Source organism: Paenibacillus gansuensis, assembly GCF_042684925.1.
Classification (GTDB): domain Bacteria; phylum Bacillota; class Bacilli; order Paenibacillales; family DY6; genus Paenibacillus_N; species Paenibacillus_N gansuensis.
This window is the reverse complement of sequence record NZ_JBHUME010000007.1, coordinates 726,541-740,071: the sequence shown is the minus strand read 5'-3', so window position 1 is coordinate 740,071 and position 13,531 is coordinate 726,541. Positions and strand designations below refer to the sequence as shown.

Genomic DNA, 13,531 nt, shown 5'->3' with positions numbered 1-13,531 from the left:
CTCCCGAAGTTCGGGGCCGACATAGAACCCCTGGCACAGCTACAATATATATTGGCTTAAATCTTTGTTTTTGGCAATGTCGCTTAATTTCTCACGCACGTATTCAGGTGTTATCGTCATCTGCTCCAAAGGAATGTCTGAAGCTTCGAACGACAAATCCTCCAGCAGTTTTTCCAAAATGGTGTGAAGACGACGAGCACCGATATTTTCTGTGTTGCTGTTCACATCTGCAGCGATGCAGGCAATTTCCCGAATAGCTTCCCCTGAAAACTCCACCCGAATCCCTTCTGTTTCCAAAAGAGAGGTGTACTGCTTCGTCAGGGCATTTTGCGGCTCAGTAAGGATAGATACAAAATCATCTACCGTAAGATTGCTCAGTTCAACCCTGATCGGAAATCGGCCTTGCAGCTCCGGGATCAGATCCGAAGGCTTGGAAATGTGAAAAGCTCCTGCGGCAATAAACAGAATATAATCCGTCTTGACCGGCCCGTATTTCGTCATTACCGTTGATCCTTCGACGATAGGCAGGATGTCCCGCTGCACTCCTTCTCTTGAAACATCAGGACCTGCTCCTCTGCCGCTTCCTGCTACTTTGTCGATCTCATCAATAAAAATGATACCGGACTGTTCCGCGCGCCGGACGGATTCTGCATGGACATCATCCATATCGATGAGTTTATGGGCTTCCTCTTGTGTCAGCACTTTTCTGGCTTCCTTTACGGTCAGCCTCCGCTTCTTCGTGCGTTTGGGCAAAAAGCTACTGAACATTTCTTGCATATTCATGCCGGACTGTTCATTACCTTGGCCTTGCAGCATGTCCAGCATCGTAGGAGAATGATCCTCTACCTCGATTGTAATCCATTCATTCTCCAGTTTACCGGCGGTCAACTGCGTCCGGATCTGGGCACGTTTTTCAGCGAGATTCGGGTCTGTCTCTTCCGGTTCAGGCTTCTCCGCCCCCTGGTTGCCTCCAAACAGCATTTCCAGCGGATTTCGGCCGGCCGTCTTTTTGGCAGCCTGCGGGGCAAGTATAGATACAATTCGTTCATTAGCCAATTGCTCGGCTTGCTCCTTCACCGTTTCCGTACGTTCCGCTTTCACCATTCGGATTGATGTTTCAATCAGGTCCCTTACCATAGATTCGACGTCTCTGCCCACATATCCTACTTCTGTAAATTTGGTTGCTTCCACTTTTACAAAAGGGGCATTTACAAGTTTGGCTAGTCTTCTGGCAATTTCCGTTTTCCCTACACCTGTAGGTCCGATCATTAAAATATTTTTCGGCACTACTTCGTCACGCAGGCTCTCCTCGAGCAGACTTCTGCGATAACGGTTGCGCAGGGCTACGGCTACTGATTTTTTGGCTTTCTGCTGGCCGACGATATATTTATTTAATTCCGCAACGATCTGTCTTGGGGTAAGCGCAGGTTGAGTCATACGACAGCCCTCCTAAAAGTTATAGCGTTGCCGGTGCTAAATTTCTTCGACAATGATATTCTCATTCGTATATACACAAATTTCGGCGGCCACTTGAAGGGCCCCTCTGGCTATGTCTTTGGCTTCCATTCCCGAGGCATGCCGTTTTAGGGCGCGTCCCGCGGCCAGTGCAAAACTGCCTCCCGATCCGATGGCTAGAATGCCGTCGTCCGGCTCGATGATTTCACCGTTACCTGAAATAAGCAGCAGTCCGCTTGCATCCATAACAATCATCATCGCTTCAAGTTTCCGCAATACGCGGTCGGACCGCCAATCCTTTGCCAGTTCGACGGCTGCACGCTGCAGATTGCCGTGATGTTCCTCCAGCTTGTTTTCAAATTTCTCAAAAAGCGTGATCGCATCGGCAACAGAACCCGCAAAGCCAGCAATTACTTTGCCACGGTATAATCTGCGCACTTTTTTGGCTGAAGCTTTCATGACCATATTGTTGCCGAACGTGACTTGGCCGTCACCGGCAATGGCACCTTTCCCCTGGTGGCGTATCGCAAAGATCGTGGTGGCGTGAAAAGACGGCATTTCTGACATCATATCGACTCCTCTCATGGAATTTTGCAGATGATCCATCATGCTCTCGGATGGGCCCGGTTATACACTGATTGCAGATGCCCTTTGGTAACATGCGTATAGATCTGAGTGGTGGAAATATTAACATGGCCAAGAAGCTCTTGCACTGTTCTCAAGTCAGCGCCCGCCTCCAGCATATGGGTGGCAAAACTGTGTCGTAACGTATGAGGGCTGATTTGCCGGATTCCGGCAACCTGTTCCACATATTTATCAATCAGTCTGCGCACGCTTCGGTCCGTCAGTCTTGAACCGCGATGGTTTAGAAACAATGCATGGCCGTCCACTTTATTCATATTCGCCTGAAGGAGCTTCATTCTTGCTTCTGACATATATTTTTGGAGCAGGCTTATGGCAAACTCACCTAGCGGAACATAGCGTTCCTTCGAGCCTTTACCGAAAACCAGAGCGATCCCGTGATCCAGTTCTATCGAGGACATATTCAGCCCGACCAGCTCACTGACACGCATCCCGCTTGCATAAAGGACCTCCATGATAGCAGCATCCCTTAGTCCCAGCGGAGTGGATGTATCCGGTGCTGATAAAAGGTCCTGCATTTCTTCTACGTACAGAAATTTAGGAAGTTTCTTATCTCGTTTCGGCGTGCGGATGTACGTAAAAGGACTGGCCACGACATCACCTTCCCGCAGCAGGTAACCGTAAAAGGAACGGAGAGAAGATAGCTTGCGCGACACACTGCTTTTGGCATACTCGTTCCCGTTCAGCTCAGCCAAAAACATGCGTACATGCAAGTATGAGACCTCTCCAAAGCTAGTTATGCCTTTGTCTTTAAGGAACGTTCCAAATTGCCCTAAATCCTTTGCGTACTGGGTCATCGTATGCTCCGCCGCATTCTTCTCCGCCTTCAGATAACGAAGAAAGCCTTCCACCCTGAATTCTTCGATCAATCTGCTCACCTCCGCTGGAAAAGGTTACTCTAATAAATCGGCAAACGAACGAATCGTTTCCAAGGCGCGCTCCGCAATTTTTTCGTTCTTTTCTTTTTTGTTGCGGATCCGCTTGTCCAATGGCGGAAGCAGGCCGAAATTAGCGTTCATCGGTTGAAAATGTTTGAAATCGGCAGTAGTAATATAATGCGCCATGCTGCCAAGAGCCGTTTCTTTCGGCATAACAACCGGATCCTTACCCAATGCCAGCCTGCCCGCGTTCATACCTGCAATGAGGCCGGAAGCTGCGGACTCGACGTATCCTTCTACACCTGTCATCTGTCCTGCAAAGAACAAATCGGCGCGCTGCTTGAACTGATAGGTCGGTTCCAAAAGCTTCGGAGAGTTAATGAACGTGTTCCGGTGCATTACGCCGTAACGGACGATCTCCGCATTTTCCAATCCTGGAATCATGGAGAATACCCTCTTCTGTTCTCCCCATTTCAAATGCGTCTGGAAACCGACCATATTGTAAAGGGTGCCTGCAGAATTGTCCTGTCTCAATTGGACAACCGCGTAAGGCAGCTTGCCAGTATGTGGGTTCACAAGGCCAACGGGCTTCATCGGGCCGAATAAGGCGGTCTGCTTTCCCCGCTTGGACATGACTTCGATCGGCATGCAGCCTTCGAAATACACTTCTTTCTCGAATTCCTTAAGCGGTGCCGCCTCCGCAGTAATTAAAGCCTCATGAAAGCGGTCGAACTCTTCTTCCGTCATAGGGCAGTTGAGGTAAGCAGCTTCACCCTTGTCATATCTTGAAGCAAGATAAACCTTGCTCATATCGATCGAGTCTTTCTCAATAATCGGCGCAGCCGCATCGTAAAAGTAAAAGTACTCTTCGCCTAACAGGCCCTGAATTTTCTCAGAAAGTGCGGGAGATGTTAACGGTCCCGTAGCAATCAGCGTGATGCCTTCGGGAATGTCTGTAATTTCTTCCGTACGAACTTCGATTAGCGGGTGGTTATGCAGCGTGCTGGTGATGTCCCCCGAAAACCCGTCACGGTCTACGGCAAGCGCTCCTCCGGCAGGAACGCTGTTACGGTCCGCACTCCCCAATATTAAAGAATCGAATAAGCGCATCTCCTCTTTTAACAAGCCCACCGCGTTCGTGATTCCGTTAGCCCGCAGGGAATTGCTGCACACCAGTTCAGCAAATTTATTTGTATGGTGGGCCGGTGTCTGGCGAACAGGCCTCATCTCGTATAAAGTAACAGGCACTCCTTGTTTAGCGATCTGCCACGCAGCCTCACTTCCGGCCAGTCCTGCTCCGATGACGGTTACTCTTGGTGTATCTGACAAGATAATAAACCTCCTTAAAAGTTAGAGCCTACTTCGCAGTAGGCATAAAAAGTATAGCTATGCTGTTGGTCATACGGGACGAAGCAGGCTCCACTTAGTCCGCGCTTTCCGCATCTTCCTCGCTATGGTCGCATTGGGTGCATTTGATCAGGAGCCCTTTCTTGTTGCGCTTCTCTATCATCAACCCCCCGCAGTCCGGGCATGGATGTTTGGCTGGCTTATCCCACATCACGTTATCGCATTCCGGATACCGTTCGCATCCATAGAACACTCTGCCCTTCTTGCTGCGCCTTTCGATCATATGTCCTTCACCGCATTTCGGGCAAGGTACCCCTATATCTTTAACAATCGGCTTTGTATTCCGGCAGTCCGGGAAACCGGAGCATGCCAGGAATTTACCGAAACGTCCCATTTTGTAAACCAGCGGATTTCCGCATTTCTCGCAGATTTCATCGGACACTTCATCCTGAATCTCGATCTCTTTCATCTCTTCTTCGGCTACTTCCAGCCTTTTCTCGAACGGCTCGTAGAAGTCGCCCAGTACTTTCACCCAATCCTCTTTACCCTCGCCGACATGGTCGAGGTTGTCTTCCATATGGGCCGTAAATTCACGGTCGAGAATTTCAGGAAAGAACTCTTCCATCAATTGAATGACCAGTTCTCCAAGCTCCGTAGGAATAAACTTCTTCTCTTCCAGTGCGACGTAGCCGCGCTTCTGGATCGTCTCCAGTGTCGGGGCATACGTACTCGGACGGCCGATGCCTTCTTCCTCCAGCGTCTTGACTAGACGGGCTTCCGTATAGCGTGGTGGAGGCTGAGTGAAGTGCTGCTTCGGATCGATTTCTTCCTTCTTCAGCTTATCGCCTGCAGCCATAGCCGGCAGGAACTTTTCCTCTTCCGTAGCACCGTCATCGTTACCTTCGACGTACACTTTCATGAAGCCGGGAAATTTAATTTTGGAACCTGTCGCACGGAACATAACACGATCCGCCGTAATATCCACTGTCATCGTATCCAGAACGGCTGAAGCCATCTGGCTTGCCAGGAACCGTTCCCAGATCAGCTTGTATAACCGCAGCTGGTCACGGCTGAGATACTCTTTCATCTCATCCGGTGTACGGAGTAGAGAGGTAGGCCGAACCGCTTCATGAGCATCCTGGGCGTTCGCCGCTTTCTTCGAATAGTTGCGCGGGGATTCAGGCACGTAAGACTGGCCGTATTTGGACACGATATAATCCTTAGCTTCCTCTTGGGCAACAGGAGAGATCCTCGTGGAATCCGTACGCATATAAGTAATGAGACCGACGGTTCCTTCCTTGCCAAGCTCCACTCCTTCATACAACTGCTGAGCGACGGACATCGTCTTCGCAGCCCGGAAATTCAACTTGCGCGCCGCTTCTTGCTGAAGGGAGCTGGTTGTGAACGGGGCGGAAGGATTCCGCAGGCGTTCCTTCTCCCTGATGTCCTTAACGATATACTCTGCTTTTCTGAGTGCCGCAAGAACTTCCTGGACTTCCTGTTCATTGTGAAGTTCTTTCTTTTCTCCGTCGAGTCCATAAAATTTCGCTTCAAACGTAACGGGCCCTGCGGTTAGCTGGGCGGTAATCGTCCAATATTCTTCCGGCACAAATTCGTTGATTTCATTCTCACGGTCAATAATGATCTTCACTGCTACGGACTGCACCCGGCCGGCGGACAAGCCTTTTTTCACTTTCTTCCATAGAAGAGGGCTGATCTTGTAACCTACAAGGCGATCCAGAATACGCCGTGCCTGCTGTGCATTCACCAAATCCATATTAATCTTGCGAGGCGTTTTAAACGCGTCTTTCACGGCTTGCTTCGTAATTTCATTAAAAACGACACGGCAGGATTCCTGCTCGGAAACGTCCAAGTAATGAGCAAGATGCCATGCAATCGCTTCCCCTTCGCGGTCAGGGTCAGCCGCCAGATAGACTTTCTTGACTTTCTTGCGCGCATCCTTCAATTCCTTGAGCACATCGCCCTTGCCGCGGATCGTTATATATTTAGGGGTAAACCCGTTTTCCACTTCCACGCCGATTTGGCTTTTCGGCAAATCGCGCACGTGTCCCATGGAGGCTTTTACAATATATTTGCTTCCGAGATATTTTCCGATTGTCTTGGCTTTCGCCGGTGATTCCACAATGACTAACGCGTCGGCCATAGGTGGTGCTTCCTCCCCGAATGGTTCGATTAGAATAAAGTATAAATAGATCCTGGCATTTGTCTGATCTGTTTTTTTATCAATAAATGTAACAGAAGTGAATGCAAATGTCCAAATTGAAGTTTAGAAACGGCCTGCAGCTCGTCCAAGGTGGCTCCTTCCAACGGGATGAGCTGCAGGACGAAGTTCTCTTCGTCCGTTAGCTGGGGCGGAGCCTCCGACGCCGGCTGCACAGGCACTTGAGGCATTATCGAGGAATACTCCTCGATGATATCCTCCGCGCAGGTGACGAGCTTGGCCCCTTGTTTGATCAGCGCAAGAGCCCCTTGGCTCTTCGGTGAGGAAATAGGGCCGGGCACGGCGAACACGTCGCGCGCCTCCTCCAAGGCCTGGTCGGCAGTGATCAGGGATCCGCTGCGGACCGCGGCCTCGATGACGACCGTGCCGAGGGAGAGCCCCGCGATGATGCGGTTGCGCTGCGGAAACATACCCGGATGGGACGGCGTCCCAGCCGGGTATTCCGACAGCACGAGACCGCGCGCGGCGATCTCCGCGTACAAGGCACGGTTCTCCGGCGGGTACGCGACGTCAATGCCGGTGCCCAGCACGGCAATGGTCGCCCCGCCGGCAAGCAGCGCGCCTCTGTGCGCGGTGCTGTCGATTCCGCGCGCGAGGCCGCTGACGACGCCGAAGCCTCGCCGCGCAAGGCCCGCCGACAGGTCCTCGGCGGCCTTGCGCCCGTATGCGGTCGGCGTGCGCGTGCCGACCATCGCCAGCAGGGGCAGTTGCAGCAGCCCAATGTCCCCGCGGGCGTAAAGCACCCAAGGCGGCTGAGCGGTTTGCTTCAGCAGCGGCGGGTAGGCTTCGTCCAGCACGGTCACAACCTGTGTTCCGGACGCCTCATAGAACGCTAAACGGCTGCGGATCGATGCTGAGGTGAATCCGCGCCTCAGCACTTCCCTTTTCACCTCATCCAGCCCCAGCTCCTCGGCGGGGCTCGCCCCCGACCCGATATCCAGAAGCTGATCCAAGCTGCTTGTGCCCTGGATCAGCTTCCGGATCGTTTTCCAGCCGATCCCGGGCAATTCATGCAGTCCAAACAGAAGCTCACGTTCCCCTAAAAGAGACTTACAATGTATGGCCGCCGCCTTTGTACCCGATTCTACCATTCCTTTATTGCTGTATTCCATCGCCATGTCCCCCTTAATACGCAAAAAACCTCTCCGCTCCCTAAGGAGAGGAAAGGTTTCTTACCGTTCCGGTATTGCTATATACTTCCAATCTTACTTCTTAACGATACATTTGTCCAGCAGACCTTTTTCTTCAAGAACGCTGACAAGGGTAGAGCCCATCTCAGAAGGCGTAGGAGCTACTTTAATGCCGCATTCCTCAAGCTTGGCCACTTTCTCCGCAGCCGTACCTTTACCGCCTGAAATAATCGCGCCGGCATGGCCCATGCGTTTGCCTTCCGGAGCCGTTTTGCCGCCGATGAAGCCAACAACCGGTTTCGTCATATTGGCTTGGATCCACTCAGCCGCTTCTTCTTCCGCCGTTCCACCGATTTCACCGATCATGATGACCGCATAAGTGTCCGGATCTTCATTAAACATCTTCAGGATATCAATGAATTCGGAACCTTTCACCGGGTCGCCGCCAATACCTACTGCGGAAGATTGTCCGATGCCGCGGGTCGTCAGCTGATGAACCGCTTCATAAGTCAGGGTTCCCGAACGGGATACTACGCCGACATGGCCCGGAAGGTGAATATATCCAGGCATGATACCGATTTTGCACTCGCCCGGTGTAATAACGCCAGGGCAGTTAGGACCGATCAGAACGGTATTTTTGCCTTCCATGTAACGAGAAACTTTTACCATATCCAATACCGGAATACCCTCAGTAATACAGATTACGAGCGGAATTTCAGCATCCACCGCTTCGATAATGGAATCTGCTGCAAATGCAGGGGGTACATAAATAACGGAAGCATTCGCGCCTGTAGCCGCCACTGCATCAACAACCGTGTTGAATACCGGCAGAGATTTTACTTCGCCGTTTTCCAGTGTAATGTCGACATTTGTGCCGCCTTTGCCAGGTGTTACGCCGCCTACCATCTGCGTGCCGTATTCCAAGCCGCCTTTGGTGTGGAACAAACCTGTAGCACCTGTAATCCCTTGAGTAATAACCTTTGTATTCTTATTGACCAAGATACTCATTATCGATTCACCCCGAATAGTTAATAATGATAGAAAAGAAAGCGAACTTACTGAACCAGGCTTACGATCTTCTGCGCGCCGTCTGCCATGGAATCAGCCGCTACAATATTCAAACCGGATTCGTTCAAAAGCTTCTTGCCGAGCTCTACGTTCGTGCCTTCCAGACGCACAACCAAAGGACGGTCCAGACCAAGCTCTCTTGCCGCCGCTACTACGCCTTCAGCTATAACGTCACAGCGCATAATGCCGCCGAAAATGTTAACGAAGATCCCTTTGACTTTCTCGTCGGACAGAATGATTTTGAACGCTTCGGTTACTTTCTCTTTCGTTGCACCGCCCCCAACATCGAGGAAATTAGCAGGGTCGCCGCCGTAATACTTGATAATATCCATAGTAGCCATTGCTAGTCCCGCACCGTTAACCATACAGCCGATATTGCCGTCGAGGGCGATGTAGCTCAGGTCGAATTTGGACGCTTGAATCTCCTTTTCGTCCTCTTCTTCCAAGTCGCGCAGCGCTTGGATGTCCTTGTGGCGGTACAATGCATTCGAATCGAAATTCAGTTTCGCATCCAGAGCCATGACGTTTCCGTCACCGGTCACTACCAAAGGGTTGATTTCCGCGATGGAGCAGTCTTTCTCCACAAAAGCTTTATATAAAGAAAGCATGAAGCTTGCCGCTTTGTTCACTAGTTCTTTAGGGATGTTAATATTAAACGCAAGTCTGCGGGCTTGGAAAGCTTGCAGGCCGACGGCAGGATCTACAACTTCTTTGAAGATTTTCTCCGGGGAATGAGCCGCTACTTCTTCGATCTCGGTTCCGCCTTCTTCGGATCCCATCATGACTACGCGGCCGGTTGCACGGTCTACAACGACACCGACATAGTACTCCTTCTTGATATCGCAGCCTTGCTCGATCAGCAGGCGTTTCACTTGTTTACCTTCAGGGCCTGTTTGGTGAGTAACCAGCACTTTACCCAAAATTTCCTGCGCATATTGTCGAACTTCGTCCAGGTTTTTTGCGACCTTGACACCGCCCGCTTTACCGCGGCCTCCGGCATGAATCTGCGCCTTAACGACCACTACGGAAGTGCCGAGTTCTTTGGCTGCTTCTACCGCTTCTTCCACGGTAAACGCAACTTTGCCCTGAGGAACTGCAACACCATATTGTTTCAGGACTTCTTTACCTTGATACTCATGGATATTCATCTACAAATCCTCCTATCAGACTATGTATACGTATTCATAAAAAACCTTTCTTATTGTATCACTTTCCTGCAAAGTTGTCTTCTTTTACCTCAAAAAACGGCCGCACCGCCGCAGGAAACGTCAAACTTTGGAAGAAAGTCCCGTTTTTTCTTATTCCTCGGGCAATGAACGGAATGATACACATAAAAAAGCTTCTCCCCTCTTCGGAAAGAAGCGTTTGCTTATTACCGTTCTCCGGTTAATAAGTAGATGTGACGACGCTGGGAGTGCGCGGCTCCCGTTCTGCTTGTTTCACAAAACGCATTTCATTGCCTACAAAATTGCAGACCATGCACTGGATATGAGGCTCGGCCTGAGCCACTTCTACCGGTTCCGCCATTTCTTCAACCACTCCGGTTATCGCATCTTTCAGAAACCGTTGGGAGTAGTTGGACATGATGCTGAATTTAACCCGGTTCGACCTGCAATTGGGGCAAAAATAGGGCTTGTCCTGCATGATTATCACCTCTTTCGCAGTATTCCCCAATAACGTAAAAAACATGAAACAGCAAATGAGAACGCCTTAATACCAGCTGTTTTATGATAAAATATATATGCCTCGTAGAATAATACTGAACGATCGGGAGTGGATTGTATGGGTGTCGGTTTGCTTAAAAACATCGCTATATTCACTGCTGCGGCTTCCTTGCTGATCACCGGTTCCCTACCTGCAAGCGCCGAAGCAAGCCGAAGTTATCTGGAGCATCAGCTCATCAAGCTGCCTTCGGGAACGTTTGACCGCGAAGAAGCGGATGCCATGACGAGCCGGCTTTTCCGGATGTATCCGAATCTTTTAGAGGGACTTATTTATAACAAAATACATATAAAGCTTACGAACGGCCCTATCACGGAAGAGCCGGAAATGGCCGCATTCAAGGGGAAAACCCCTAGAGGGTGGGAAGGTACGGGCAAAAGCTGGGATGACATCCCCGGTTCGGGAGGAAACCCGGTTCTTGTGCGCATCGGTTACAGTGAACGCGGTAAAGGCCATGGGTCCTATAATTTGGAACTTCACGAAACGATGCATGCAGTCGATCGGTATTTGTTCCATGAAGTTTCCACGTCGGAAAAGTTTAGAAAACTGTGGGAAGAGGAGGCCGGAAGGCTCTACTACGGTGATGGGTATATTGATTCCTACCCTGAAGAATACTTTGCGGAAGCGGCTTGCATGATGTTTGCCTCGGAGGAAACGCGCACAGCGGCGGAGCAGAAGCTGCCTGAGACTTACTCTTTTCTGGAAAGCCTTTTTAGGGAGTACGTCCCTTCCTTGCCTGCTCCAATAAAAGAAATCGAGCAACATTGGGCTAAGAGTGCAATAGAGCGGCTGATCGGTCTTCAAATCCTTACAGGCTTGCCCGGAGGGAAAATCCTCCCCTCCTCCCCTGTGACAAGGGAACAGTATGTGAAGATATTATTGATTGCATCCGGAGGATCCCCCTCGCAGGCCAACGGGCCCGACCGCTCAGCCTTTTCAGATGTCCCTGCGACCCGTTGGTCCAGCACGTACATTAACGAAGCAGTCAACAAAGGGTGGGTCCTTCCCGGGGAATACGACGATGCCCGCTTCCTTCCCGGCAGGACGTTAACTCGGCTTGAAATGGCGGTCATGGCCGCAAGAGCACTCCGGTTGCAGGAGAATGTAAATGCTCTCGCATCTTTTCCGGACAGCAGCGTTATTCCCGTGGAACTCCAAGGGGCGGCTGGGGCAGCAGTTGCAGCAGGTTTACTAAAAGGACTTCCAGGCGGAAAGTTCGGTCCGGACGCGGAAGTGACCCGCGCTCAAGCAGCGGCGGTTACAGCGAATGTTCTCGCTTCCCAAGCTCAGATACCGGTTCCTATTGACAATCAAGGTTCTGCGGCGATAGACTTCAAGTAATTAAACATATAGTTGGCATGTAAGGAAGCACCTTCATCCGGCGGTTTACATTGAGTTCAATGAAACTGGGAGGAAGGTGTTTTTGGTATGTATGCAAAAGTTAATTGTGCCTGTATAGACGGGATCGACGGTAAAATGATCGAGGTGGAAGTAGATGTGAGCAACGGTTTGCCTCAGATCAATATTGTAGGGCTGCCTGACTCCGCTGTTCGCGAATCCAGTGAAAGAGTCCGGTCCGCCGTTAAAAACTGCAAATTTACGTTTCCGATGGAACGGATTACCGTGAATCTGGCCCCTGCGGACGTTCGTAAAGAAGGTGCTTCCTTCGATCTCGCCATTGCAGCAGGGATCCTCTGCGCCAGCGGGCAGTTATCGGTTCCTCTGCTCGATCAAACACTGATCCTGGGGGAGCTTGCTTTGAATGGAGAAATCCGGCCTGTACCGGGAGTGCTTTCTATGGCGGATCAGGCTGTCAAGCAAGGGATAAGGCGCATAATTTTACCTGTTGCAAATGCAGAAGAGGCTGGTCTGATTGAAGGGATCGCATTGTTCCCTCTTCATCATCTAGAGGAGTTGAAAGAACTTGGTACTATAGATAAGGAACCTGCGCAATTGATTAATAACATAAATAATAAATGGGGTGAATATTCAAATCGATTGTTGGAGAGAGAACCCTTTACCGATCCACCTACAGAAGAAAAAGATAGCAAAAAGGATGCCCAATATCTTGATTATTCCGATGTGATCGGCCAAAACCAGGCGAAACGAGCTTTGATGATCGCGGCTGCCGGGATGCATAATCTGCTGTTTATCGGGCCTCCCGGATCAGGCAAAACAATGCTTATCCGCAGGCTTCCTACGATTTTGCCGGAGCTGACAGACAGCGAAGCGCTGGAAGTTATGAAGGTTTATAGTGTATCCGGAAAACTTCATGACCGCACGCGGCTGCTAAGGCAGCGTCCGTTCCGCTCACCGCATCATACAGTGTCCGGTGCCGGCCTGATCGGCGGAGGATCGGTTCCAAAGCCGGGCGAGGTGACACTGGCGCACCGCGGCGTGCTGTTTCTGGACGAGCTGCCGGAATTTACGCGGGGCGTGCTCGAAGTGATGCGCCAACCGCTCGAAGACCAGCGCGTCATTATAGGGCGGGCGCGGGCAGTGACCCGCTTCCCCGCCGATTTCATGCTCGCTGCAAGCATGAACCCATGCCCCTGCGGCCATCTGGGCTCCGACTCCGGAGGCGCCCCCTGCACCTGCAGCTCGGCGAAGATCCAGCAGTACCGGTCCCGGATATCCGGGCCGCTGCTGGATCGGATCGACCTGCATGTGGAGGTGCCGCGGGTATCGTCGCTTGCAGCCGCAGGGCGCCCGCTCGGCTCGCTGGAAATGCGCGACAGGGTGCTGCGCGCCCAGTCCCGGCAGCGGGCTCGCTATGCGGGCACGGGCATCGTGTTCAACGGCGAGCTGGCCGGCCGGATGCTGCGCCGGCACTGCCGCCTCACTTCCGAGGGGGAGAGGCTGTTGGAGCAGTCATTCGCGGCGCTACAGCTAAGCCTGCGTGCCTATGACCGGATTCTCCGCATTGCCCGGACGATTGCCGATCTTGAAGACAGTGACGATATTCTTACGGAACATGCCGCTGAGGCGGTACAGTACCGAAATCTGGACAAGAAATTCATCCCGTAACACGCTAATTTCTTATTCTA

11 protein-coding genes are annotated in these 13,531 nt (G+C 51.3%); 2 read left to right on the top strand and 9 right to left on the bottom strand.

The features are described 5' to 3' along the window. Positions 1 to 39 precede the first annotated feature (39 nt). The 9 genes from hslU to ACFSUF_RS11185 form a co-directional block, all read right to left on the bottom strand. Positions 40 to 1,437 (bottom strand): ATP-dependent protease ATPase subunit HslU, encoded by a 1,398-nt coding sequence (gene hslU, locus ACFSUF_RS11225; protein WP_377602878.1) that lies wholly within the window; start codon positions 1,435 to 1,437, stop codon positions 40 to 42. 36 nt (positions 1,438 to 1,473) lie between these two features. Next, positions 1,474 to 2,013, bottom strand: coding sequence for an ATP-dependent protease subunit HslV (hslV, locus tag ACFSUF_RS11220; RefSeq protein WP_377603158.1), 540 nt, complete (start codon positions 2,011 to 2,013; stop codon positions 1,474 to 1,476). A 47-nt stretch (positions 2,014 to 2,060) separates the two neighbouring features. After that, positions 2,061 to 2,966: a tyrosine recombinase XerC gene (xerC, locus tag ACFSUF_RS11215; RefSeq protein ID WP_377602876.1), complete on the bottom strand. Its 906-nt coding sequence runs from the start codon at positions 2,964 to 2,966 to the stop codon at positions 2,061 to 2,063. A gap of 24 nt (positions 2,967 to 2,990) precedes the next feature. Next, a complete protein-coding gene (gene trmFO, locus ACFSUF_RS11210) occupies positions 2,991 to 4,304 on the bottom strand; it encodes an FADH(2)-oxidizing methylenetetrahydrofolate--tRNA-(uracil(54)-C(5))-methyltransferase TrmFO (protein WP_377602875.1) in 1,314 nt (437 codons plus the stop codon). Positions 4,305 to 4,398: 94 nt separating this feature from the next. After that, a complete protein-coding gene (gene topA / locus ACFSUF_RS11205; RefSeq protein WP_377602873.1) occupies positions 4,399 to 6,486 on the bottom strand; it encodes a type I DNA topoisomerase in 2,088 nt (695 codons plus the stop codon). A 29-nt stretch (positions 6,487 to 6,515) separates the two neighbouring features. Further along, positions 6,516 to 7,655 carry a DNA-processing protein DprA gene (gene dprA / locus ACFSUF_RS11200; protein ID WP_377603157.1) on the bottom strand — a complete coding sequence of 380 codons (1,140 nt, stop codon included), beginning with the start codon at positions 7,653 to 7,655 and terminating at the stop codon, positions 6,516 to 6,518. A 114-nt stretch (positions 7,656 to 7,769) separates the two neighbouring features. Further along, positions 7,770 to 8,702: a succinate--CoA ligase subunit alpha gene (gene sucD, locus ACFSUF_RS11195; protein ID WP_377602871.1), complete on the bottom strand. Its 933-nt coding sequence runs from the start codon at positions 8,700 to 8,702 to the stop codon at positions 7,770 to 7,772. Between the two features lie 47 nt (positions 8,703 to 8,749). Then, the gene (gene sucC, locus ACFSUF_RS11190; RefSeq protein ID WP_377602869.1) at positions 8,750 to 9,910 is read right to left on the bottom strand and encodes an ADP-forming succinate--CoA ligase subunit beta; all 1,161 of its coding nucleotides are present in this window, start codon (positions 9,908 to 9,910) and stop codon (positions 8,750 to 8,752) included. Positions 9,911 to 10,148: 238 nt separating this feature from the next. After that, the gene (locus tag ACFSUF_RS11185) at positions 10,149 to 10,406 is read right to left on the bottom strand and encodes a hypothetical protein (protein ID WP_377602868.1); all 258 of its coding nucleotides are present in this window, start codon (positions 10,404 to 10,406) and stop codon (positions 10,149 to 10,151) included. A 138-nt stretch (positions 10,407 to 10,544) separates the two neighbouring features. On the opposite strand from ACFSUF_RS11185, the gene ACFSUF_RS11180 reads away from it, so the two are divergent. Continuing rightward, positions 10,545 to 11,825, top strand: coding sequence for an anthrax toxin lethal factor-related metalloendopeptidase (locus ACFSUF_RS11180; RefSeq protein WP_377602866.1), 1,281 nt, complete (start codon positions 10,545 to 10,547; stop codon positions 11,823 to 11,825). A gap of 87 nt (positions 11,826 to 11,912) precedes the next feature. After that, positions 11,913 to 13,511 carry a YifB family Mg chelatase-like AAA ATPase gene (locus ACFSUF_RS11175; RefSeq protein WP_377602865.1) on the top strand — a complete coding sequence of 533 codons (1,599 nt, stop codon included), beginning with the start codon at positions 11,913 to 11,915 and terminating at the stop codon, positions 13,509 to 13,511. Positions 13,512 to 13,531: the final 20 nt, after the last annotated feature.